Source organism: Fictibacillus aquaticus, from assembly GCF_002245695.1.
In the GTDB taxonomy this organism is placed as follows: Bacteria; Bacillota; Bacilli; order Bacillales; family Fictibacillaceae; genus Fictibacillus; species Fictibacillus aquaticus.
This window is the reverse complement of record NZ_NOII01000002.1, coordinates 417,416-440,991: the sequence shown is the minus strand read 5'-3', so window position 1 is coordinate 440,991 and position 23,576 is coordinate 417,416. Positions and strand designations below refer to the sequence as shown.

Annotated in this window: 23 protein-coding genes; 20 read left to right on the top strand and 3 right to left on the bottom strand. The window is 44.4% G+C overall.

Annotated elements, in window-relative coordinates; genetic code table 11:
- Positions 1 to 64: 64 nt before the first annotated feature.
- Positions 65 to 742: a forespore capture DNA-binding protein RefZ gene (refZ, locus tag CGZ90_RS10075; protein ID WP_094252358.1), complete on the top strand. Its 678-nt coding sequence runs from the start codon at positions 65 to 67 to the stop codon at positions 740 to 742.
- Here the strand turns inward: refZ and hisJ are convergent.
- The gene (gene hisJ / locus CGZ90_RS10070) at positions 707 to 1,540 is read right to left on the bottom strand and encodes a histidinol-phosphatase HisJ (protein ID WP_094252357.1); all 834 of its coding nucleotides are present in this window, start codon (positions 1,538 to 1,540) and stop codon (positions 707 to 709) included. The two genes, refZ and hisJ, sit on opposite strands and share 36 nt — an antisense overlap.
- A 197-nt stretch (positions 1,541 to 1,737) precedes the next feature.
- Between hisJ and ezrA the strand changes: the two genes are divergently transcribed.
- The 6 genes from ezrA (at position 1,738) to CGZ90_RS10035 (ending at position 9,794) form a co-directional block, all read left to right on the top strand.
- Positions 1,738 to 3,432 carry a septation ring formation regulator EzrA gene (ezrA, locus tag CGZ90_RS10065; protein ID WP_094252356.1) on the top strand — a complete coding sequence of 565 codons (1,695 nt, stop codon included), beginning with the start codon at positions 1,738 to 1,740 and terminating at the stop codon, positions 3,430 to 3,432.
- Between the two features lie 202 nt (positions 3,433 to 3,634).
- The gene (locus CGZ90_RS10060; protein WP_094252355.1) at positions 3,635 to 4,777 is read left to right on the top strand and encodes a cysteine desulfurase family protein; all 1,143 of its coding nucleotides are present in this window, start codon (positions 3,635 to 3,637) and stop codon (positions 4,775 to 4,777) included.
- Positions 4,778 to 4,780: 3 nt separating this feature from the next.
- Entirely contained in the window at positions 4,781 to 5,986 is a 1,206-nt protein-coding gene (gene thiI / locus CGZ90_RS10055; protein ID WP_094252354.1) for a tRNA uracil 4-sulfurtransferase ThiI, read from the top strand.
- 212 nt (positions 5,987 to 6,198) lie between these two features.
- A complete protein-coding gene (locus CGZ90_RS10045) occupies positions 6,199 to 6,384 on the top strand; it encodes an alpha/beta-type small acid-soluble spore protein (RefSeq protein WP_094252352.1) in 186 nt (61 codons plus the stop codon).
- Positions 6,385 to 6,510: 126 nt separating this feature from the next.
- Positions 6,511 to 8,094 carry an acyl-CoA synthetase MbcS gene (gene mbcS, locus CGZ90_RS10040; protein WP_094252351.1) on the top strand — a complete coding sequence of 528 codons (1,584 nt, stop codon included), beginning with the start codon at positions 6,511 to 6,513 and terminating at the stop codon, positions 8,092 to 8,094.
- 98 nt (positions 8,095 to 8,192) lie between these two features.
- Positions 8,193 to 9,794 carry an amidohydrolase gene (locus CGZ90_RS10035; RefSeq protein ID WP_094252350.1) on the top strand — a complete coding sequence of 534 codons (1,602 nt, stop codon included), beginning with the start codon at positions 8,193 to 8,195 and terminating at the stop codon, positions 9,792 to 9,794.
- Positions 9,795 to 10,379: 585 nt separating this feature from the next.
- On the opposite strand, the gene CGZ90_RS10030 is transcribed toward CGZ90_RS10035, so the two are convergent.
- A complete protein-coding gene (locus tag CGZ90_RS10030) occupies positions 10,380 to 11,177 on the bottom strand; it encodes an NAD kinase (protein ID WP_094252349.1) in 798 nt (265 codons plus the stop codon).
- Between the two features lie 142 nt (positions 11,178 to 11,319).
- Between CGZ90_RS10030 and sppA the strand changes: the two genes are divergently transcribed.
- The 9 genes from sppA (at position 11,320) to CGZ90_RS09985 (ending at position 19,188) form a co-directional block, all read left to right on the top strand.
- Positions 11,320 to 12,333: a signal peptide peptidase SppA gene (gene sppA, locus CGZ90_RS10025; protein WP_094252348.1), complete on the top strand. Its 1,014-nt coding sequence runs from the start codon at positions 11,320 to 11,322 to the stop codon at positions 12,331 to 12,333.
- Between the two features lie 10 nt (positions 12,334 to 12,343).
- Positions 12,344 to 12,817, top strand: coding sequence for an RDD family protein (locus CGZ90_RS10020; RefSeq protein ID WP_094252347.1), 474 nt, complete (start codon positions 12,344 to 12,346; stop codon positions 12,815 to 12,817).
- An 80-nt stretch (positions 12,818 to 12,897) separates the two neighbouring features.
- The gene (locus CGZ90_RS10015; RefSeq protein WP_165766828.1) at positions 12,898 to 13,572 is read left to right on the top strand and encodes a DUF2953 domain-containing protein; all 675 of its coding nucleotides are present in this window, start codon (positions 12,898 to 12,900) and stop codon (positions 13,570 to 13,572) included.
- The gene (ytfJ, locus tag CGZ90_RS10010; protein WP_094252345.1) at positions 13,569 to 14,012 is read left to right on the top strand and encodes a GerW family sporulation protein; all 444 of its coding nucleotides are present in this window, start codon (positions 13,569 to 13,571) and stop codon (positions 14,010 to 14,012) included. Before CGZ90_RS10015 ends, ytfJ begins: the two co-directional genes overlap by 4 nt.
- A 120-nt stretch (positions 14,013 to 14,132) precedes the next feature.
- Positions 14,133 to 14,630 (top strand): thiol peroxidase, encoded by a 498-nt coding sequence (gene tpx, locus CGZ90_RS10005; RefSeq protein WP_094252344.1) that lies wholly within the window; start codon positions 14,133 to 14,135, stop codon positions 14,628 to 14,630.
- A 115-nt stretch (positions 14,631 to 14,745) separates the two neighbouring features.
- Positions 14,746 to 15,744 (top strand): class I SAM-dependent methyltransferase, encoded by a 999-nt coding sequence (locus CGZ90_RS10000; RefSeq protein WP_094252343.1) that lies wholly within the window; start codon positions 14,746 to 14,748, stop codon positions 15,742 to 15,744.
- A gap of 776 nt (positions 15,745 to 16,520) precedes the next feature.
- The gene (locus tag CGZ90_RS09995; protein ID WP_094252342.1) at positions 16,521 to 17,708 is read left to right on the top strand and encodes an acetate kinase; all 1,188 of its coding nucleotides are present in this window, start codon (positions 16,521 to 16,523) and stop codon (positions 17,706 to 17,708) included.
- A 125-nt stretch (positions 17,709 to 17,833) separates the two neighbouring features.
- Positions 17,834 to 18,673, top strand: a complete 840-nt coding sequence (locus CGZ90_RS09990) for an EcsC family protein (protein ID WP_094252341.1) — start codon at positions 17,834 to 17,836, stop codon at positions 18,671 to 18,673.
- Between the two features lie 2 nt (positions 18,674 to 18,675).
- A complete protein-coding gene (locus CGZ90_RS09985) occupies positions 18,676 to 19,188 on the top strand; it encodes a MogA/MoaB family molybdenum cofactor biosynthesis protein (RefSeq protein ID WP_094252340.1) in 513 nt (170 codons plus the stop codon).
- 28 nt (positions 19,189 to 19,216) lie between these two features.
- On the opposite strand, the gene CGZ90_RS09980 is transcribed toward CGZ90_RS09985, so the two are convergent.
- Positions 19,217 to 19,531 carry a hypothetical protein gene (locus CGZ90_RS09980; RefSeq protein ID WP_094252338.1) on the bottom strand — a complete coding sequence of 105 codons (315 nt, stop codon included), beginning with the start codon at positions 19,529 to 19,531 and terminating at the stop codon, positions 19,217 to 19,219.
- A 228-nt stretch (positions 19,532 to 19,759) separates the two neighbouring features.
- On the opposite strand from CGZ90_RS09980, the gene CGZ90_RS09975 reads away from it, so the two are divergent.
- The 4 genes from CGZ90_RS09975 to CGZ90_RS09965 all read left to right on the top strand — a co-directional run bounded on the left by CGZ90_RS09975 (position 19,760) and on the right by CGZ90_RS09965 (position 23,501).
- Positions 19,760 to 20,965 (top strand): argininosuccinate synthase, encoded by a 1,206-nt coding sequence (locus CGZ90_RS09975; RefSeq protein ID WP_094252337.1) that lies wholly within the window; start codon positions 19,760 to 19,762, stop codon positions 20,963 to 20,965.
- Entirely contained in the window at positions 20,962 to 22,350 is a 1,389-nt protein-coding gene (gene argH / locus CGZ90_RS09970; protein ID WP_094252335.1) for an argininosuccinate lyase, read from the top strand. The genes CGZ90_RS09975 and argH overlap by 4 nt, the downstream gene beginning before the upstream one ends.
- 62 nt (positions 22,351 to 22,412) lie before the next feature.
- Positions 22,413 to 22,571: a hypothetical protein gene (locus CGZ90_RS20735; RefSeq protein WP_165766827.1), complete on the top strand. Its 159-nt coding sequence runs from the start codon at positions 22,413 to 22,415 to the stop codon at positions 22,569 to 22,571.
- A gap of 168 nt (positions 22,572 to 22,739) precedes the next feature.
- Entirely contained in the window at positions 22,740 to 23,501 is a 762-nt protein-coding gene (locus tag CGZ90_RS09965; RefSeq protein ID WP_094252333.1) for an SDR family oxidoreductase, read from the top strand.
- Positions 23,502 to 23,576 lie beyond the last annotated feature (75 nt).

Sequence of the window (23,576 nt, the reverse complement as noted above, 5' to 3'; positions counted from 1 at the left end):
TAACTATAATCTCATTTCAATCTTTACATGCATTTCACTGCGTCAGAAAAGGGTGGTGGAAACGATGAAAACAGCAAGTCCAGGAACGAAAGCGAAAATATGCGAAGCAGCCATATCCTTGTTTACCAGCCAGGGTTTTAGAGGTACGACGATCAGACAGATTGCTCAGAAAGCCGATGTGAACATTGCTTTAATATCCTATCACTTTGGCGGGAAGAAAGGTCTGCTTGAAGAGCTTGTCATGTCCTTTTACGAAGGATATGTACGCAGGCTGGAGGTGGTTTACCACACTTCGACGAAAGAAACAGCCAGAGGAGCATTAATGGAGCTGACGGAAAAGCTGCTTTCGTACCAGAAAAACAATCTGGAACTTGCGAGGTTCGTCCACCGTGAAATGACCCTAGATTCGACGCTTATACGAGAACTAATGTCCACTTATCTGGCAAAAGAAAAATACTACTTGAACGCTTTTTTCGAAAAAGGCATAAAGCGCCGTGAATTTAAGCGGCAGTCTGTAGATTTACTGTCTGTCCAATATAAAGAGATGATTGTGCTCCCGTTTCTCCAACCGCTGTATTTAACGGAAGTCTTCCATCTTCCAGTAGGTGAAAACGTATTTTACCGCGACTATCAAAAATGGATAAACAGCTGGATTGAACGTTTTGTCTGTGTACCGGAAAAGAAACCATCCATTCTGTCTAATGTGTTATTTGGTTCTGTTCAGGAAAAGTGGGGAGGCTAGCTTTTCTTGAAAAAGAAGCTGATCATATCCCTGGTTTATTCCCGCTGACGTATGGGCATCTGACCCGTATACAAGCGGGATTTTTCTTTTTACAGCTTCCCGGACCACCCAGTCTGAAGGATACGGTTCTCCGCACAATGGTTTCACAGTTCCTGCTCCGTTATAATCCAGCTCTAAACCTCGTTCTTGGATAATATCCAGAATACCGTATATTTCCTCCTTGAAGGAGCCGGCAGACGGATACAGCTTTTTAAACTTCCTCGCCAAAGTGATATGGCCGATCCGCTTTGGCTGGAGGCTGCGAAAAGGATAACTGACAGACGCTTTGACAGTGCGATAATAGGATGCATAAACATGGTCAGTGCTGCCAAATGATTTCGTCATCTCTTCGAACATGTCCTCGCTGTAATCCATACACCAATATACATTGTTATGTTTTAAAAAGTGGACTGATAAAATAGCATCGTCCAGCTCGCCTTTTACCTCGCCTAAAAAGTGATCGGTCTCCTCTTCAAACCCTTCAATAAAGTCTACTTCAAGCCCGGTGAAAATTTGGATATGATTTTGGTATTCTTTTTTCAGATCTTTTATCGCCTGAAAATAACGGGGAAGGTCAGCATACGCCATGGCTGAATCAGCTGCTGGAACTGGATCAGTGAAGCCAGCGGGCAGGGGTGCATGTTCTGTAAACGTAATACCATTAAAACCGAGCTGAATGGCCCGTTCTGCATAATCGGCAAGTGCATCCGGCGAACCGTGCGGACAGAATGGCGAGTGTATGTGGCCGTCAAATCGCATAAAACGACTCCTTTGCGAGAATTTTGTTATATATGGAAATTTTTTATCAAAAATTGCATTTTTTTTGGTTCAAAGCAGTGTTTACATGTTATATTTAATACATTAAAACACACAGATATACATAAAACCAACCGTAAGCTTGGCTGCTGCCAGCCGGCTTTTTATATTTTCAGGGGAAGAGAGAAAGGGTGCTACCTATGACATTGCCTATAATTGCTGCAATAATCGCTGTCGTATTGTTAATCGGATATGGTGCATGGTCGCGCCGCAAGATTTATAACGAAATAGATATCCTTGAAGGGTTAAAAATCCAGATTATGAACCGCCCGCTGACAGATGAGATCGCAAAGGTCAAAGGTCTCGTGATGATCGGCGCCACAGAGGAGAAATTCGAATCATGGCGCGGCGAATGGGATGAGATGGTGACGGCAACCTTGCCAGGCCTTGAAGAAGATTTGTTTGATGCTGAAGAGTATGCTGACAAGTACCGTTTTGGCAAAGCGCGTGAAATCATCCGTCAAGCTAGAAGAACAATAGACAGCGTTTCCTCAAGAATCGAAATTATTACAGGGGAAATCAACGAGCTCATCACAAGCGAAGAGCTTAATAGAGAGCAGATCATCGAGGCGAAGGAACAATTTCTGCAAGCAAAAAAATACTACTTGACGCATCTTCGTTCCCTCGGTCAGACGGCTTCCGTATTTGACAAGGAGTTTGAAGATATCCAGCATAAGTTTGATGAGTTTGAACAGCTGACAAGTGCAGGCAGCCATCTTGAGGCGCGCCAGATCCTGGTTGAGAGTGCAAACCGTCTTCATGTGACAAAAACAAAGATGCAGGCTGTGCCAGAACTTCTCGTCAGTGTTCAATCGGACCTGCCCTCACAGCTTCGCAACTTAAGAGAAGGATTTCATGAAATGGAACAGCAAGGCTATGTGCTGAACCATATTGTGATTGAAAAAGAGATCGAACAGCTGACTCAGGATTTGGCGGAAGTAACAGAAAAGGTATACCGCATTGAAACAGAAGATTCACAAAAAGAACTGGACGAAATGTTCAGCAAAGTGGATCAGCTTTATGAGCTTCTTGAAAATGAAGTCGTCTCCAAACAGTTTGTTCTTAAAGAAAAAGAGATCATTGCCGAAATCTTAAACGATATGAGAATCGGTATGGAAAACCTGCGTGAGGAAACGGACATTGTCTCGCTTACTTATCAGATCGATCACAATGAATCTGAGATGCAGAAGAAGATTGAAAAGCTATACAATAAACTGCAAAACCGTTTCAATCTTATTGAAGAATCAATCGTTACGAAAAAAGATTCTTTCTCAGTCATCAGAGAGATGATCGAGGAAATGAAAAGCCAGCTTGACGAGCTGCAGCGTTCGCAAAAAATCTATCAGGAAATGCTGCTGAATCTCCGCAAAGATGAGCTTCATACGAAAGAAAAGCTTAAAGAGCTTCGCCGCAAACTGCTTGAGGCTCGCCGTATGGTGCAAAAAAGCAACCTGCCCGGACTGCCTGAGCATTATCTTGTGACGATAGGAAAAGCGGAAGAGTACATTATTGAAGTTTCAAAAAAGCTTGATGAAAAGCCGCTTGAAATTGCTGAAGTGTCATACGTTCTGGAAAAGGCCCTAGAAGCAGTTGAAGAAGGCTACGATGAGACGGCTAAAATGATTGAAACAGCCCAGCTGGCTGAACAGCTTATACAATACGGCAACCGGTTCAGAAGCAGCTACCAGAATGTATCCATCCGCTTGATAGAAGCGGAGATTGCTTTCCGGAACTGTCAGTATGAAGATGCTCTGCAGATTGCCGGCTCGGCTGTAGAAAGTGTTCACCCAGGTGTGCTGAAGCAAATGGAAATTAATATGAAAGTGCACGTATAAAGAGGTAGTCCTGTCTTCGGCGGGACACCTCTTTCTTTTTTTCAACAAAACATTACTTAGGCATTTTAGTTATTGCTTTGTGCACAATTAACGGAGTTTTTGGAATGCTATTAAATAGAAAAATGTGTATGTTCACTCACAGGGTTTATGGTAAGATTAGAAAATGTGAAAAAGTACGGTACATCCATCAGGGGGATTCGGGATGATTTATTTTGACAACAGTGCCACAACAAGGCCATATGAGGAAGTTGTTCAGACGTTTGCCGCGGTTTCGAAACAATATTTTGCCAATCCTTCTTCACTTCATGCTAAAGGTGGAGAGGCAGAGCGTCTTCTTAATAAAGCTAGGCAGAACATTGCTGCATATATGGATGCGGAACCTTCAGAGATCATTTTTACTTCCGGAGGAACAGAAGGCAATAATATTGCCATTAAAGGAAGTGCGATCGAAAATAAAGAAAGAGGCATGCATCTGATCACAACAATGACCGAGCATGCGTCAGTTTATGAGACGTTTAATTATTTGGAGAGCATCGGTTTCTCTGTCACATATCTTAATGTTAACAGCAATGGTCAGATATCATTAGAAGAGCTTGAGAATAGCATCACAGACAAGACGACACTCGTCTCGATTCTGCATGTGAATAACGAAACAGGAGCCGTTCAGCCTGTCGAAGAGATCGGAAAAATTCTCGCTGCTCATCCCAAGATTATCTATCATGTCGATCATGTGCAGGGTGTCGGAAAAGTCCCTCTCGACCTCAAAAGAGCAGGCATTGATTTATGCACGATTTCAGGACATAAATTTCATGGATTGAAAGGGACCGGTGCATTGTACGTGAGGAGCGGTATCCGTCTTTCGCCGCTTTTTACGGGAGGAGAACAAGAAGGCCGGATTAGAGCCGGAACAGAGAATGTTGCCGGCATCGTCTCTCTCGCTAAGGCTATGAGAATGACTCTTGATGAAGCAAAACAGAAAGGTTCCTTTCTAAAGGAAATCCATTCTTATTTATATAACTCGCTCTCTTCTGTTCCAGGCATTGCCGTCAACTCACCGCAAACTGGGGCAGCACCGCATATTTTGAACTTTTCGATTGATGGCATCAAGCCGGAAGTATTCATCCACACGCTTGAAGAGCAGCAGATTTATGTATCCACCAGGTCCGCTTGTTCTTCAAAAAAAGCCGGTGCAAGCCGCATCCTGCTTGCTATGGGTATAAAAGATAGTCTGGCATCAAGCGCCATCCGCATCAGTCTTTCTTATGAAAACACGATGCATGAAGCGGAAATTGTAGTTGAGACAATCAAAAAAGCTGTAAAAAATTTAAAAGAAGTGATGAGGTAAGCCATGAATTATGATCATATCGTCGTCAGGTACGGCGAACTATCGCTAAAAGGTAAAAACAGAAGACATTTTGAATCTCAGCTGTTCGAAACAGTCAAGAAAAAGCTCAAACCTTTCCCTGCTTTAAAAGCAATGAAGGCTTTTGACCGGATCAACATTGATTTAAACGGTGAGGATTATTCACCGGTCGTGAAGAAGCTGCAAGAGGTGTTCGGGATTCACGCCATCTCGCTGGCTGTTAAGTCTGAAAACGATCTGGAAATGATTAAAGCGGCAGCACTTGAGGCGTTCCGCAAAGCGAACACCGGTCCAGGAACATTTAAAATTTCAGCAAGACGAGCATACAAGCATTTTCCAGTCGGTTCTCAGGAACTAAATCGTGAAGTGGGCGCACATATATTAATCAACACGGAAAATATCACGGTAGACGTTCACAAACCTGATATCGATGTCAGGATCGAAGTAAAAGAAAACGCAACGTACATCAGCTGCATTACCTTCCCAGGCGCAGGCGGTCTTCCTGTAGGAGTGGGCGGAAAGGCGATGCTCATGCTTTCAGGAGGAATCGACAGCCCTGTCGCAGGTTATTTGACGCTCAAGCGAGGCGTGCGCATCGAAGGACTTCATTTCCACAGCCCGCCGTTTACAAGTGAGCGGGCTAAACAGAAAGTCGTTGATCTTACGCAGGAATTAACGCGTTTTGGCGGCAAGATCAAGCTTCACGTCGTCCATTTTACAGAGATTCAAAAAATCATCAAAGACAAGATTCCGGCAAGCTACTCGATGACGATCATGCGGCGTGTGATGCTGCGAATCGCTGAACAGATTGCTGAAAAGAACAATGCAATGGCAATTGCCAACGGTGAGAATCTAGGCCAAGTGGCGAGCCAGACGATGCACAGCATGTATGCCATCAACGAGGTGACGAACATGCCGATCCTTCGTCCTGTCATAACAATGGACAAGATTGAAATTGTGGATATTGCCCAGAAAATCGGCACGTTCGATATTTCAATCCGGCCATATGAGGATTGCTGTACAATCTTTCTGCCTTCTGCACCGAAAACAAAGCCGAAAAGAGAAAAGGCCATCAGGTTTGAACAGTATATCGAGAACCTTGATGAGCTTGTTGCGCGTGCGGTAGAACAGGCGGAGACCATTTTCTTAGATGAAAATAAAACAACAGAAGAATTCAGCGACTTATTTTAAGCAAACCCCCAGTCTTCCATTGGAAGGACTGGGGGTTTTTTGTGAAGTATTACTGTCAATACCTCAACAGCCCATAAAGCCTCTGTTTAGGGCTAAATTCCTCAGATTTTTAAAGTCTTTAAAAAGCAATCTCCTTAATACAACAATTTCCAAGCATGATTTTTCGGTTTTGCCGCAAATTAAAGGTACAAACCAAAAGGAGGTGAAACAAAATGGCTAACCAAAACCAACTAGTTGTTCCAGGTGCACAACAAGCTATCGACCAAATGAAGTATGAAATCGCTTCTGAGTTCGGAGTAAACCTTGGTGGAGAATCTACTGCTCGTGCAAACGGATCTGTAGGTGGAGAAATCACTAAGCGTCTTGTTGCTCAAGCTCTTGGCGGATACCGCAAATAATTGAATAACATGGATCTACAGGGCGGGTGATACCCGCCCTTTTTATTTTTTTTATTAAATTTCCAAATTTTCAAAAATGTTTTATAATAGTATCGTTCGATATACATACAACAAGGAGGCTGGAACATGAATCTTATCGCACCGGAAAAATACAATTTGTCCCAGGAAATGGAGCGCTTTGCAGCTGATCCCGCTAAAGAGGCACTCGTCTGGAGGGATGCTTCAAGTAACACGGTAACCGTTACATATAAAGATCTTTTTGCCCAGGCTAACAAGATTGCGAACGCTTTGAAACGAAAAGGCTTGATAAAAGGGGATAAAGCACTTGTACTGATGCCGAGGAGACTGGAAACGTATGCAGTTTATCTGGCTTGTTTAAAATCTGGAATAGCCGTCATTCCATGCTCTGAATTGCTGCGAGCAAAAGATTTAAGCTACCGCATTCAGCACAGTGAAGCACGCGCAGTTATCGCAGACAGTCAATACGTACATAACATTGACAGCATTACAGAGCCATTGCCTACTCTTTCACTTAAATTTACCGGTACCGGTGCTGCAGATGGATGGGACAGCCTTCCCGTGTTAGCTGAAAATGAAAGCGTTTCCTTCGAGATGCCGGAGACGAACAGAACCGATATGGCATTCCTCTCTTATACATCTGGAACAACAGGAAACCCGAAAGGCGTCGTGCATACGCATGGATGGGGATACGCGCATATTCGCACTGCAGCTCAAGGATGGCTCGGTATTAAAGAAGGAGATAAAGTGTGGGCAACAGCAGGTCCAGGATGGCAGAAATGGATATGGAGTCCTTTTGTATCAACTTTAGGTATGGGGGCTTGCGGATTTGTTTATAATGGCAAGTTTGATCCTGCAGTATACCTTGATCTTCTTGATACAGAAAAGATCAACGTATTATGCTGCACACCTACAGAGTATCGCCTGATGGCAAAGGTTGAAGGATTGTCTCGATACAGCCTGAAATCGCTGCATAGTGCAGTTTCAGCAGGGGAGCCGTTAAACCGGGAAGTGATCGACACATTCAGCCGCCATTTCTCTGTCACGGTTCGAGATGGCTACGGGCAAACGGAAAATACATTGCTTGTCGGAACGATGGAAGGCATGGAAGTAAGACCTGGTTCAATGGGCAAGCCTACGCCAGGCAACCAGGTGGAAGTCATTAACGAAGACGGGGTTCCTGCAGCTGCTGGAGAAGTCGGTGACATCGCGGTGCATAAGGATTCGCCTGCATTGTTTAAAGAATATTACAAAGACCCTGAGCGCACTTCCATGGCATTCAGAGGAGATTTTTATTTAACCGGGGATAAAGCGAAGAAAGACGAGGACGGATATTTCTGGTTCGAGGGCAGAGGAGATGACATCATTATAAGCTCCGGCTATACAATCGGACCTTTTGAAGTGGAAGATGCGCTAGTTAAACACCATCTTGTTAAAGAATGCGCTGTCGTGGCGAGTCCTGATGAAATTAGAGGCAATATTGTCAAAGCCTTTGTTGTGCTGAGAGATCCGGAGACAGTGATTAATGAAAATTTAGTCAAGGAGCTGCAAAACCATGTGAAGGAACTGACAGCTCCTTATAAATACCCGCGGCAAATTGAATTCATCACAGAGCTGCCGAAGACCACTTCAGGAAAAATAAGAAGAATCGAGCTGCGCCAGAAGGAAATGCAGCAAGCGGCCGGAAAATAATGAAAAGGAGCAGACAACTGGAAGGTGTCTGCTCCTTTTCATTGAGTAAAGCGTGATAATTGAATTAAAATGAAAGCAGACAAAAGGGGGAAGCGCTAATGGGGACTCTTTATATAAACGCCAGCATCTATACGATGAGAGATGAATACGAAACAGTTGAAGCGGTTTTCTGCAGAGACGGAAAAATTGAAGCGGCTGGTTTTGAAACAAGCATCAGAGAAGAATTTCAAGAATTCATTACTACGGTCATCGATTTAAAAGGCGGGATGATGATACCTGGGCTGACTGACAGCCATCTGCATCTGATCGGACATGGGGAAAAGCTTATTCGCCTGGATTTGTCAGCACTCACATCTGCAGAAGATTTGCTGGAAGTATTAAAGCTTAAGGCGTCTCTGTTGGAAGAAAACGAATGGCTGATCGGTGACGGCTGGAATGAGAACAACTTCCCTGACGTCCGGATCGTGAGCCGTGAAGAATTGGACAGGATTTCTGGCGGGAGGCCAGTTTTTATTTCCCGTGTATGCCGGCATGCTTTCTTAGCCAACTCGAAGGCACTTAGTCTTGCTGGCATCACTAAAGATACTGAAGATCCTGCAGGAGGAATTATTCACCGCGATGAGAGAGGGGAGCCCACCGGCCTGTTAATGGACAGTGCAGCTGACCTCGTCAAAAAAGTCATCCCTCAGGCAGAACAGCATTATTTGAACAGAGCGCTTGAAGCGTCTGTGAAGGATCTGTTGTCAAAAGGAATTGTTGGTGCGCACTCTGAAGATTTAAGCTATTATGGAGGATTTCGTTTTGCAGAAGAAGCTTTCAAAAACGTTTTAGGAAGAAAAGGAATACCATTTAAAGCACATCTTCTCGTGCACCATCTGGCTCTTGAAGAAGTGCTCGAGTGTGAACCGTTTACATCGCCTTATGTGGAATATGGAGCATTGAAAATATTCAGTGATGGAGCATTTGGCGGAAGGACAGCTCTTTTAAGCGAGCCATATTCCGATGACCCAGAAACAAACGGAGTGTGCATACACAGTGCAGGGCAGCTGGCAGAGCTGGTGCAGCTGGCAAGAAAGCACCGTATGGCTGCAGCGGTCCATACGATCGGCGACAAGTCGCTGGAGATGGTCATTGATGCGTTTGAAAAGACCCCGCCTCCTATAGGAAAGAAAGACCGGATCATTCATGCTGGTCTTGTTCGGGAAGACCTCGTAGCAAGGATGAAAGAACTTCCGGTTATTATTGACATCCAGCCGGGCTTTGTATCATCAGACTTTCCATGGCTGATCGAAAGGCTTGGAGAAGACCGTGTAAGGTATGCTTTTGCTTTCAGGACATTGCTTGATCATAACATTATCTGCGCAGGAGGTTCAGATGCCCCGATAGAGCCTGCCAATCCGCTGCTTGGATTATATGCAGCGGTTCATCGGAGAAAGCCGGGCGAAACGCATGAAGGATATGTGCCGGCACAGAAACTGACTATGTATGAAGCCATCCAGCTATACACAACTGGAAGTGCAGCTGCGATCGGGAAAGAAAACAGCCAAGGAATCATCGCACCAGGCTATTGTGCCGACTTCACCGTCTTTGGCCGCGATCTATTCAAGACAGCTCCTGAAGAAATACTTCAGACAAAAGTCTTGTATACAATCGTTGACGGACAGACAGCTTACAGCAGCCAAGAGGTCCGTGTTATTTAAAAAGCAGCCTTCCATGAATCAGAGAAGAAGTTGATCTCCGTTTCAGGCGCACGCTTTCCGCGGGGCGTCCGGTGAGCCCCCTCGCCGCTACGCGCCATTGAGTGGTCTCACCTGACCGCTCGTCCCGCAGGATAAGGAAGGCTGCGCAGCAAGACATCGCACGAAGAAAATGCGATTTTTCATTTTCGAGGAGTCGGCACCTTTCACTCCGATCAACTTTATCAATGAAGGATTCAAGATGAACAAGCGTTTCAGCTATAGATTTTTCTGAGATACCCCGCTGAATTTTAAAGTAGTATTTAAGGACTGAAGAACATCGTAAGGGTTTAATATGATCCGGTCATGTCCACTTAAATTGAATGCTTTTTTACAAAGAAGAAAGGATCATGCCGCCTCGCATTACGAGTTGGGTTGATCCTTTCTAGTGGTTTGGTTCAATGAATTGTAATGAAAATATGTCGTGATTGGAGCGGAAGGGTGCGAGACTCCAGCGGGGCTCACCGCACGCCCCGCGGAAAGCTCAGCACCCTGGAGCGGAAATCACCGCACCACGCTAGATTGTAAAGGTAAGGGCTGCTTTTTAAATTACAAAAAGCTTCTGCGTACTTTATGCCAGAAAGAGTTATCCTTCAGCTTTACGGTCTTAACTTTTTTTGTGCTCAAGCTGAATTCAAGGCTCTCGCAATGCTGGATGCTGAGAGCTTCATTGTCGATGCCGATAATCGGGTAATGGCTTGTATCCTGTGAAATTTTAAACGATAACTTCCTTTCGCTGCTTAGAACAAAAGATGAGCCAAGGGTGCGGTACTGGTTGTTATTTAAAGAAGCCATCTCACTCACCTGATAGCATGCGAGCATGGGATCAAGCACTGCACCGTTCACTGATTTGTTATAAGCGGTGCTTCCGGTCGGTGTGGAAACGAGCATACCGTCTCCGCGGAACGTTTCAAAATACAAGTCGTCAATAAATACATCCATCACGTACGTTTTAATGACTGAAGAGCGGATTGAGCATTCATTTAAACAAAAGAAACGGGAATGCCCGTCCACAGTAACCTCGAGGGTAGGATATCTTCTCACCTCTATCTGTGCCGAATTCATCGCCTGCAGCATTCCTGAAAGATCATCAATATGAAAATCACAGTAAAAGCCAATATCCTCAGCACCGACACCGACGTACAGACAGTCGTCACGGAACCCCGTTTTGCGTACAGCCTGCAAAAATGCTCCGTCTCCTCCGATCGATGCAATAATGTTTGCATCCGCATCGTTATCAACAAGAGTAAATCCTTGCTCTTCAGCAAGCTTTTTCATGTTCTCAACTTTTGATGTAACCGGTTCTTCATCTTTGTAAAATAAATACAAATGTTTGCGCTCTTCCATGGTGCAAAACCTCCAATAATAGATTGCTTTCTATAATAAGGTGTTCGAGATAGATGAAAAGATTCCTTTCTTTCATGCAAATGGAATTTATAAGGAGAAACAGGTAAACTGTAGTATAGACAGCATAAGGAGGCTTTCATTAATGAATAAAAAAAGATGGATTGCACTGGCGATCGCTGCCGTACTTTTTATCAGTTCAGCACTTTTTCAATTTCTCGGTTCACTGGCTGCAGGCAAGCTGTTCGGCGGCATGGAAGAGAGCTGGCTTTCGGCTGGCGATGAAGAATTTGCTGAAACAGTGATTCAAGAAGGGGATTCTGACAGAAAAATCGTCGTACTGGACGTTTCAGGCGTGATACAAGACACTGGCGACGCGGCTTCGTTCTTTGAGAGTGCTGGCTACAATCACAGGCAATTTTTAAAAATGCTTGATCAGGCAGGTAAAGATGACAGCGCTGCGGGTATAATTATTAAAGTTAACAGCCCTGGAGGAGGGGTTGTTGAAAGCGCGGAAATACATAAAAAAATTGTGGAAACACAGCAGAAACACCGCAAGCCGGTATTCATTTCAATGGGCAGTATGGCTGCATCAGGCGGCTACTACATATCCGCTCCTGCTGATACCATCTATGCTAACCCAGCCACTATGACAGGGTCACTAGGCGTCATTATTCAATCGATGAATTATGGGGAACTCGCTGAAAAGCTAGGTGTAAAGTGGGAGACGATAAAGAGCGGACCTCATAAAGATATCCTGTCTCCATCAAGAGATATGACAAAAGAGGAACAGAACATATTGCAGGACATGGTCGATGATTCGTATGACGAGTTTGTTTCCGTTATATCACAAGGCCGGAAGATGAATGAAGATGCAGTAAGAAAAATAGCTGACGGCAGAATTTACAGCGGAAAGCAGGCGAAGGAGCTCGGACTGGTCGACAATCTGGGAACATTTGATGATGCAGCAGCTGGGATGAAGAAGAAGCTTGGCGACAGCGGTCTTTCGCTCGTTCAGTACGAACTGCCTGTTGGATTTGAGTCTCTTTTCCAGATGAGTGTGCAGAAAATTGCCGGTTCCGGCGGGGATCTTCTTGGTATCAAGCAGCTGATGAATGAGCAGCAGTCTCCGCAGCTCAAGTATTTATATTCAGAATAGGGGTGAGCTGATGGAAAATGAAGATTGGAACGTATTGCCGGATACTGCTTTACACAAGGAAGAAGCAGATTATCACTACGCTGGATTCTGGATAAGATTTTGGGCGTTTCTTCTAGACTTCGTGGTTGTTTCAAGTTTGAACCGTTTTATTTTGTTTCCATTTTTGTTTACAAATAACCCTTCTTTTGGACCGCGCGGCATTTTTACGCTCGAAGGTCTTGTAGCAGCGATTGTTTTGTACGCCTATTATGTAGTCATGACTAAGGTGTTCAGTCAGACGCTTGGAAAGATGGTTTTCAATATAAGGGTGATCGCCAAGGAAGAGCAAAGGCTCACGTGGGGAGATTTGTTTTTCCGTGAAGTAATCGGAAAGTTTATCAGCAAGTTCTTATTTGCAGGCTATATTGCCGCTGCTTTTTCAAAGAAAAAACAAGGCTTTCATGACCATTTCGCTGATACATTTGTTGTGCACAACCGAGACTGATATCTAATAAAACCTGCTGAAGATAGCAGGTTTTATTTTTTTCTTTCTTGCTCATAATGGGAAGAGGAAGGAAGAGGATCATGTATTGGATTGCAGCTGTCATTATATTTTCTGCTATCCTGCTGACAGGATTGTGGGTATCGAGGATATCAGTCTCGTTTGAATTTACCGCTGGTGCTGCCGACAGCAGCGTGACGATAACGTTCAGGCTTTGGAAAATATTCAGCCATACAAAAGTCATCACGAGTGCTGAAACAGAGAGCGGAGGAAAAGTCGAGTACACAGAAAAAGAGATCAATTCAAAGCGAAAGCAAAAAATCAGAAGGAAGAAAATATCGTTCAGTGTGATCTTCTCTCGCTTTAAGAGAGTTAAGGCAGAGCTGAAACATATTCATCATCTGGCATCAATAGCGGCTGGCTTTTTAAAAAATGTGAAGCTGTACAGATTCAGGTGGGAAACAGTCATTGGAACAGGTGATGCATCCTCAACTGCTGTCATGTCAGGCTTGCTTTGGTCTGTAAAAGGGATCGTCAACACTCTTTTATATTCATTTCTTTCAGTGCAAAGGGAGCCTCATATAGAGGTGCATCCTGTTTTTTCCCATGCTTACTCCAAAACGCATGTGTCGGGTATGTTTTCCTTTAGAATCGGACATGCTATTGTCGTGATGCTGCGTGTGACTAAAGCGTGGCGGAAGTCCAGATCGAAAATGAAACGAAGTTCGAATGCCATGACAGGAGGATTTGAAACATGAATGACCATCCGATCCAAGGGTTGATGAAGACAGCCATGGAAAATCTTAAAGAAATGATCGACGTTAATACGATAATCGGTGATCCTGTAGAAACACCTGATGGAAGCGTGATCCTGACTGTTTCGAAAGTCGGTTTCGGCTTTGCCGCAGGAGGATCTGAATTTAATGCATCATCAGGCAGTAATTCTTCGGGGCAAGGGCAGCAGGGTGAAAACAAGATTCCTTTCGGAGGAGGAAGCGGCGGTGGTGTCTCGATAACGCCGATCGCTTTTCTGATCGTGTCTAATCAAGGAATTAAGACAATTCATCTTGATAACAGCACGCACTTATACGAAAAGATTCTCGACTTAGCACCCGGTGTGATCGATAAGCTTCAGAACATGATGAACAAAAACAAAGGGCAGATGACCCGCAGACAATCAGAAAAGAACGATTTTTAAATACAAACCGGCTGGCCAATTGGCCGGCCATTCGTTATTAACGGCAGGAGCTCAAAAGTTGCGCAAAAGATATTGCCGATTTATGATGGACATGTACATATTGCAAAGGAGGCTGTTAAAATGTCAGTAACTTTCAAAGAAAAACCGGTAACATTAGTCGGAACTCAGTTAAAAGCAGGGGATACAGCACCTGATTTTAAAGTGCTCGCGAATGATTTGTCAGAGGTAACGCTTGCTGATTCTAAAGGCTCAGTGAGGCTTATTTCAGTAGTTCCTTCAGTTGACACAGGTGTTTGTGATGCTCAGACACGTAAGTTTAACGAAGCAGCATCAAAGCTTGATAACGTTAAAGTACTTACGGTTTCTGTGGATCTTCCGTTTGCTCAAAAGCGCTGGTGTGCAGCTGCGGGTGTGGAAAATGTGCAGACTCTTTCTGACCACCGTGACCTTTCTTTCGGGAAAGCATATGGGACAGCGATTGAAGAGCTTCGCCTTTTAGCGCGTGCCGTATTCGTCGTGGACAGCTCCGACAAAATCACATATGTTGAATACGTGAATGAAGTGACCAACCATCCTGATTACGACAAAGCGATCGAAGCTGCAGCAGCGGCTAACTAAAAAAAGCTCCAGCGGGCAGCAAGTCCGCTGGAGTTTTTTCATTTAGGAGTGGTTTCCTAGATTATCATGCTGATATTTGCTAAAATGTTCCCTAGATAACAGGAGGAACGTGATTATGAGCTCTTTTGAAAAAATGGAAAAATTATTTACTGTACTGGATGTTACTGCTTCTGCGATAAAGGAAGAAGACAGCACGCCTTATCTGACAGCTCTTGCTGAATCAGGCGAAAACCTCTTTTACGGGGAGGTTCCGCAGGATTACAGCGCGAAGCTTAAGGATCTGCTGCAGCAGGAATACAAGAAAGTAAGTATATCGGCACTCGAAAATGAAGAGATTAGAAAAGCGTTTCAGCTCGCCGTTTTAAAAGGCATGAAAGAAGCAATCCAGCCAAATCATGCTATGACACCTGACGCGGTAGCCTTATTTATGGGGTATTTGATCAGAAAGATGAAGGAGCACGAAACAAATGTTACCCTGCTTGATCCGGTAATAGGATCGGGGAACATGCTTACCGCAGTAATGAACTTGCTTGAAGGGAAAGAACTGTCTGCATTTGGCGTTGAAATCGACGAAACGCTTCTAAGGCTTTCATGGAGCAGTGCCAATCTTCAGAAGCATGCAGTTGAGCTCTTTCATCAGGATACGATAAAGCCCCTTTACATTGAACCTGTTGACATAGCCCTCGCCGACCTGCCTGTTGGTTTTTATCCGGATGACGAGACAGCGAAGGATTTTGTGGTTCATCATGAAAAAGGTCATACTTACGCTCATCATCTCATCATGGAACAGGCGATGAAGTATGTGAAGGACTCTGGATTCGGTGTTTTTCTTGTGCCAAACAGGCTGTTTGAAAGTGAACAGGCTGATCTGCTGCAAAAGTGGATAAAGAATCATGCTGCTGTCCTCGGACTCATTGAACTCCCGATGTCTCTCTTTAAGTCGGAAACTCATGCGAAAAGCATTTTGATCCTGCAGAAAAACGGAACAGAAATGATCAAGCCTAAGCAAGCGATGCTTGTCAAACTTCCGCCGTTCTCCAACAAAGATGCATTGAACAAAGTGATGAAACAAATGGACGAGTGGTTTAAAACTGAATGGAAACGTGAAAAATAATCAGCGAAGCGTATGCTTTGCTGTTTTTTTTATGGGCATTATCAGTGGGCGATTAGCATATATGCTGACTTAGCTAGCTCCTGCAGCGACAGTCAACCAGGGAGTTTTTAAAGATCTTTTATTTTAAATGATTTTGTTTTAAGAAATTTCAGCGGGATTGCTAGAAAGCTTCAACGCCTAATCCATGATGAATACTTCCATTCTACAATTATTTGTTTGGGACGACTCATTCTTTACGCTAATCATCTTGAATTCTTCATTGAAAAAGTTGATCGGAGTGAAAGGTGCCGACTCCGGCGGGATGAGTGGGACAGCCCGAAAGGCAGAAACGGCTCGTTCAGCCCCGACCAGCAAATGAGAAAGGGACCGGTAAGTCGCTCTTTGACTTATTGGGCACTTGCTCATTTGACCTCGAGGGGCTAGCCGTTTTCTGCTAGACAGGTGAGACCTTCCAATGGCGCATGCGACGGAAGGGCTCACCTCTCACCCCGCGGAAAGCGTGCACCTGAAACGGAGATCAACCCGTCTTTGATTTCTTTCATAACAACATTGTTTACGAAAACAGCCACTTAAAAATTAGCATTGAAAGTGTGCAAAAACACAGTGATTGAAAACGCAATCAAGTCTGAAAATAACGAATATGGTATGTAAGCGTTTCAGCGCCTTGATATATAAACTAACGAGTGATTAAATAAGGAAGGATATTGTCTAAATTATCGATAAGGGGAGTAAAACGATTTACACTACCCCTTTCATAACATAAGGAGATGGCGGGTTTGGCTAAAATTATCGCAATCAATGCAGGGAGCTCATCGTTAAAGTTTCAGCTTCTTGATATGCCTGAAGAGACGGTCCTTACAAAAGGACTTGTTGAAAGAATCGGCATGAACGATTCAATTTTTACGATTGAAGTTAATGGAGAAAAAGTAAAAGAAGTAACAGACATCAACGACCATGCTGTTGCAGTTAAGATGCTTCTAGAAAAGCTGCTGAAGCACAGCATTATCTCATCTTTTAACGAAATTGAAGGAATCGGCCACCGTGTCGTGCACGGAGGAGAGAAGTTTAACGATTCTGTTTTAATAACAGATGAAATACTAGCCGAAATCGAAGAGCTTTCTTTCTTAGCGCCGCTTCATAATCCGGCTAACCTTGTCGGGATCAACGCATTTAAAGGCGTACTGCCAGAGGTGCCGGCTGTCGCTGTTTTTGATACAGCTTTCCACCAGTCAATGCCTGAGAAATCCTTTTTATACAGCCTTCCATATGAATATTATAAAGAATTTGGAATCCGTAAATACGGTTTCCACGGAACAAGTCATAAATATGTGTCCGAGCGTGCAGCCGAGCTTCTTGGCCGTCCGATCGAGCAGCTGCGCCTTCTTTCTTGCCATTTAGGAAACGGAGCGAGTATCGCTGCGATCGAAGGCGGAAAGTCCATCGATACGTCAATGGGCTTCACACCGCTTGCAGGTGTAACGATGGGGACACGTTCAGGGAACATTGACCCTGCTCTTATCCCATACATTATGCAAAAAACAGGGCAGTCTGCTGAAGAAGTGCTGAACGTACTGAACAACAAGAGCGGTATGCTTGGTGTATCCGGATTCTCTTCAGACCTTCGTGACATTGAAACCGAAGCGGAGAACGGCAACGAGCGTGCTGAACTTGCTCTTGAGGTATTCGCGAGCCGTATCCACAAATATATTGGATCATATGCTGCACGAATGGCTGGAATCGATGCAATCATCTTTACTGCAGGTATCGGTGAAAACAGTACTTCTGTCCGCGAGCGAGTATTAAGAGGTCTCGAGTTCATGGGTGTGTACTGGGACCCTGCACTTAACAAGGTAAGAGGAAAAGAAGCGTTTATCAGCTATCCTCACTCTCCTGTAAAAGTTATTGTGATTCCGACAAACGAAGAAGTGATGATCGCCCGTGATACACTTCGACTGACAAAATAATAATCTTTCTGAAGAAGCTGGCAATAGCCGGCTTCTTATTTTTTTGCTGTTTTTTCAGGCCTTGTTTTTAACGAAGCCGTACAATTAGGGTATAATGGTAAAAAAAGTGCAGGAGGCGACCTCTTTTGAACGGAACAGTGAGAGACGAACAGGTCTGGCGGGACATCGAGTCTTGGGAAAATGATTTTTTTACATATGAACCGACCGATTTTGGAAGAACATACGATAAATGGGTATCCTCTCAGCTTGAACGGCTTCCATCGGAATGGGGAGATAAGGTCAGCGAGTGGATCGATACTTCTCTTTTCCATATTCATGCGGCCATTCAGAATTCTCAGTTTCAGCTCGACACTCGCCAGCGCATCTTATCAGAAGCACGTACATTCCGGGAAGATATTTATGAAATAGAAGATCTTCAGAAATGTACGATCGACCAGCTGATTTATATGGCTGAACAGGAAATAGCAAGGAACCGTCTCGCTTCATTGGCTCAAGGAGGGTTAGCTGGAACAGGAGGCGTATTGCTTCTGGGAAGCGATTTTCCAGCCGCCGTCACGCTTGGTGTGCGTTCTGTACAGTCCATTGCTCTTCATTATGGTTTTGACATCCAAAAGCCTGCCGAGATGATGCGCTCATTGAAGGTGTTTCATATGGCCACACTTCCTAAAAAATATCAGGCGCACAAGTGGGACGAGCTCTTTCATGAACTTCAGACGACTGAAGAGCACCCCATTTTTTATGCAGGCAATGATGAAGTTGCAGACATTACCTGGCTCTCCCAGCCGCTGAAACAGGGCATCAAGGCGCTTGCGATTGTTATGCTCCGTAAGAAGCTCGTACAGGGAATACCGCTTTTCGGAATGGCGCTCGGGGCAGCAGCAAACTATCAGCAGGCACGAAAGATTACCGAGATCGCCCACCGTTTTTATCAGAAACGCTTCCTTCTAGAAAACAGGAGGCTCTAGTTTTGAATAGTACCCCTGAAGAACATAAAAAACAGGCTCCTGCATCGGCTGCTGCAGCCATTATAACAGTTAGCGACACAAGGACTCCTGAGACTGACAAAAGCGGAAAGGTCATAAAAGAACTGCTTTTGGATGCGGGACACGCGGCTGGAGAACCGGTCATTATTCCAGATGACCGCGATGCAATAACAAAGCACATAGCCAGCCTGATGAAAGAAAGCAGCTTGGATGTCATCCTAATAACCGGAGGGACTGGGGTCGCCGAAAGAGACGTAACGATTGAAACCGTTACACCGCTGTTTGAAAAAGAACTGCCAGGCTTTGGGGAGATTTTCCGGATGCTGAGCTTTACCGAGGATATTGGCTCTAGTGCCATTCTAAGCCGGGCAGCAGCAGGAACCTCAGGAAAGACCGCGATCTTTGCAATGCCGGGATCTTCCGGTGCAGTTAAACTCGCTATGACAAAGCTTATTCTGCCAGAGCTCAGACACATAAAACAGCAGCTGAATAAATAAAAAACCGCCACCCGGCGGTTTTTTGCTTTTAAGTATGTGACTTGTAGACAGCTGCACCGTTATGCCGGTACCAGAGCCAAAGGTCGTTTATGACAGAAGCATGGTGGGCTATGGAAGTGTTTAATTCACAGGAGATCGGAAAGTTCTCCTCATGATCCAGTCTTGTCTGCAGCATGTTAATCTGGTTTTCGATTTCTTTTATCCGGTCAGGAATAATGCCGCGTATATTCTCCCATTCAAGCAGGATGGCTTCCTGCACTTCTGATGAATATTGATGCCATTCCAGTTTCAAAAAAGGCAGCTTGATCCCAAGGCGTTCATCTTCACGAAAGAAGTCATTCATTTCATTCACCTCTCGATTCTAGTGTACCGGATATACTCTCGTTTTGCGATAATTTAAGCGTGTTAGAATTTTTATTCATATTTAAGAATATTATTGCATTCGTCTTTTGGATTTGTTAAGATAGTTTTGTGATTCAAATGTAGGGCACTTTGTTCTATTTTTTTGCAAAAGAATGAATAAAAATTCAATTATACTTAGGTTTTATACATTGTTTGGAGGGATTGGAAAGTGGAAAATAAAAAAGTTGTTCTTGCTTATTCAGGTGGATTGGATACATCGGTTGCCATTCAGTGGCTAAAAGAAAAAGGATACAGTGTCATCGCATTATGTCTGGATGTCGGCGAAGGCAAAGACCTGCCGTTCATTCAAAGCAAAGCCCTGACAGTAGGAGCGGAAGAGTCTATTGTACTCGATGTCAAAAAAGAGTTCGCGGAAGTATACGCTTTGACAGCACTGCAATCTCATGCATTATATGAAGGGAAGTACCCGCTTGTATCAGCTCTCAGCCGTCCGCTCATCGCTCAAAAGCTTGTGGAAACAGCTAAAGCATATGGTGCACATGCAGTAGCACACGGATGCACAGGAAAAGGAAACGATCAGGTGAGATTTGAAGTGTCTATCGCGGCGCTTGCACCTGAGCTTGAAGTAATTGCGCCGGTTCGAGACTGGCAATGGTCACGTGAAGAAGAGATTGAATATGCAAAAGAGCATAATATTCCAGTTCCGGTTCAGACAGAGAATCCGTTCTCGATCGACCAAAATTTATGGGGAAGAAGCAATGAATGCGGTATACTCGAAGATCCTTGGGCAGCGCCTCCGGAAGCAGCTTATGAACTGACTCTTCCTCTCGAAGAAACTCCGGACACGCCGGAGATTGTAGAGATCGGTTTTGAAAAAGGTGTTCCAGTTACTTTAGATGGTCAATACTTGAATTTGGATAAATTGATCCTAGAATTGAACCTTTTAGCTGGAAAGCATGGAATCGGCAGGATTGACCATGTTGAAAACAGACTCGTCGGCATCAAGTCCCGTGAAGTGTATGAGTGCCCGGCGGCATTGACGCTCATTAAAGCACATAAAGAACTGGAAGACCTTACACTCGTAAAAGAAGTCGCACATTTTAAGCCAGTTATTGAGAAGAAAATGACAGAGCTGATCTATGAAGGGCTTTGGTTCTCTCCTCTGCAAAAGCCGCTGGCTGCATTCCTGGAAGAAACTCAAAAATATGTAACAGGAACTGTCCGTGTCAAGATGTTTAAAGGCCACGCAATCGTAGAAGGAAGAAAATCACCGTTCTCACTTTATAACGAGAAGCTTGCGACTTATACAGTGGAGGATGAATTCGATCACCAGGCTGCGAAAGGCTTTATCTCTCTATGGGGTCTGCCGACAAAGGTCAGCAGCATGGTGCAGAAAAATGAGGTGAAAGTGTGACAAAACTTTGGGGAGGCCGTTTCGAAAAGCATCCTGAAGAATGGGTCGACGAATTTGGAGCTTCTATTGGTTTCGACCAAAAGCTGGCGGTGGTAGACATAACAGGCAGCCTCGCTCACGCTAAAATGCTTTTGCAATGCGGTATTCTGAGCATCGAAGAGCACAGTCTCATTCAAACAGGGCTGCTCGTATTAAAAGAACGTGCCGAAAAGCAGCAGCTTGAATTCAAAACAGAATATGAAGATATCCATTTGAACATAGAAAAGCTTTTGATTGACGAGATCGGACCGCTTGGGGGAAAGCTTCACACAGCTAGAAGCCGCAATGACCAAGTAGCGACAGATCTTCACTTGCATGTGAAAGAAGAAACGCTGTCAACAATCTCGCACATCAGCAGCTTGCAGGCGACACTTCTTGAACTTGCGAAAAGCAATGTAGAAACAATTCTTCCGGGATATACTCACCTTCAGCGTGCACAGCCTGTTTCTTTCGCTCATCACGTGATGGCTTATTTTTGGATGCTTCAGCGTGATAAGGAACGATTCTCGGACAGCCTGAAACGTACGGATATGTCCCCGCTTGGGGCTGGAGCACTTGCAGGGACAACGTTTCCGATTGACCGGAACTTGACAAAAGAGGAGCTCGGTTTCTCTAAAGTTTATCCCAACAGCTTGGATGCAGTGAGCGACCGCGACTTTGCAATCGAGTATTGCTCCAATGCAGCTATTACGATGATGCACCTTTCGCGTTTTTGCGAGGAGCTTATCCTTTGGTCGTCTCAGGAATTTCAATTTGTCGAAATCAGCGACAGCTATTCAACAGGCAGCAGCATGATGCCGCAGAAGAAAAATCCAGACATGGCAGAGCTGATCCGCGGTAAATCAGGAAGAGTGTACGGCAGTTTGGTTCACTTGCTCACTGTGATGAAAGGCCTTCCGCTTGCCTACAACAAAGATATGCAGGAAGACAAAGAGCCTGTTTTTGATACGATCGAGACCATCAAAGGCTGTCTGTCGATTTTTAACGGCATGATGAAGGAAATCAAGATCAACGATATTAAGATGATGGAAGCGGTGAGGAAGGATTATTCCAATGCTACAGAACTTGCTGACTATCTGGCTAAGAAAGGGATGCCTTTCCGTGAAGCGCACGAGGTAACAGGTAAAATCGTATTCGCCTGTATTCAAAAAGGAATCTATCTGCTCGATGTGCCTCTAGACGAATACCGTTCTTACAGCATGCTTTTTGAAGAAGATGTGTATCATGATCTTCTGCCTGAAACAGCAGTAGAGAAACGGAATTCTGAAGGCGGAACTGGGTTTGAAGCGGTCCAGTCGCAGCTTGCGCTGGCGGAAGAAACACTCTTTGAACTGCCAAAAATTTGAGCGGCTAAGTCATGCTGCTTCGGCAAAAAATAATACCATCCTGTTTCGAGGAGAGAAAAGTGATGGCAAAAGACAAGCCGAAAAATGAATGGAATTTCGACCAAGAAGGAGAAATGACCGTTCATCAGCAAATTACTGATGCGTATCAAAGCGGAGTAATCGATATGCTAGACCAGCACGCTAAACGCAGTAAAAGCGATGACGAAGAAAGTCTGCAATAAATGAAGAAACCGGCTGAGGCGGATTGCCTGCAGCCGGTTTTTTTGTTGAATGCTAATCATTGCGCTCTGATCAAAAGCTGATGAGCAGATGAAGAGTGCTCCCAGCACGTAAAAATAAAATCTTTGTAGTAGACTAAAGAGAAGGAAGAAGAGACGGGAGGCTTTTTAGTGAAACATGCCCTTATTACAGCCGGAACAAAAGGATTAGGAAGGAAAGTGACAGAGCATTTTTTGCAGAAGGGGTATGCTGTCACGGTGAATTATAGAAGCGATGAAGAGACGGTAAGCAAGCTTCGCTCTATATGGGAGCAGTACAGTGACAGGCTGCTGTTCGTTAAAGGAGACGTGACGAAAAAAGAGGATTTGCAGCATCTGGCTGCAGAGTCCCTCAAACGGTTTGGAAGAATAGATTGTTTGGTCAACAATGCTGGCCCTTATATTTTTTCGAGGAAAAAATTAGCTGATTATACAGAAGATGAATGGGAAGAAATGATTTTGGGCAATTTAAGCGCTGTGTTTTATCTTTTTAAGCTGACAGTAAAGACGATGAGGGAGCAGAGGTTCGGGCGCATTATTACATATGGTTTTCAAGATGCAGATCACGCGCCGGGCTGGGTGTACCGTTCAGCCTTTTCAGCAGCTAAAGTAGGACTCGTGTCACTTACGAAAACGATCGCTCTTGAGGAGGCAGAGTACGGCATCACAGCTAATATGATCTGTCCGGGCAATATATTAGGAGAAATGAAGGAAGCGGATATCTCCTATGCAAAAAAAATCAGAGATCCCGAAACTCCCGTAGGAAGGTCTGGAACGGGCGAAGACATTGCGAGGCTTGTTACATTTCTTTGTGAAGAGGATTCTGACATGGTGACAGGAAGCGTGATATCTGTGACGGGCGGACGCGATGTTATTAACCGGTACCGAAAATAAATTGGCTTTTTATTTTAAATTATTGGTGGTATGTTAACAATAGGATCATAAGCATAATTTTCCAATATCATCTGT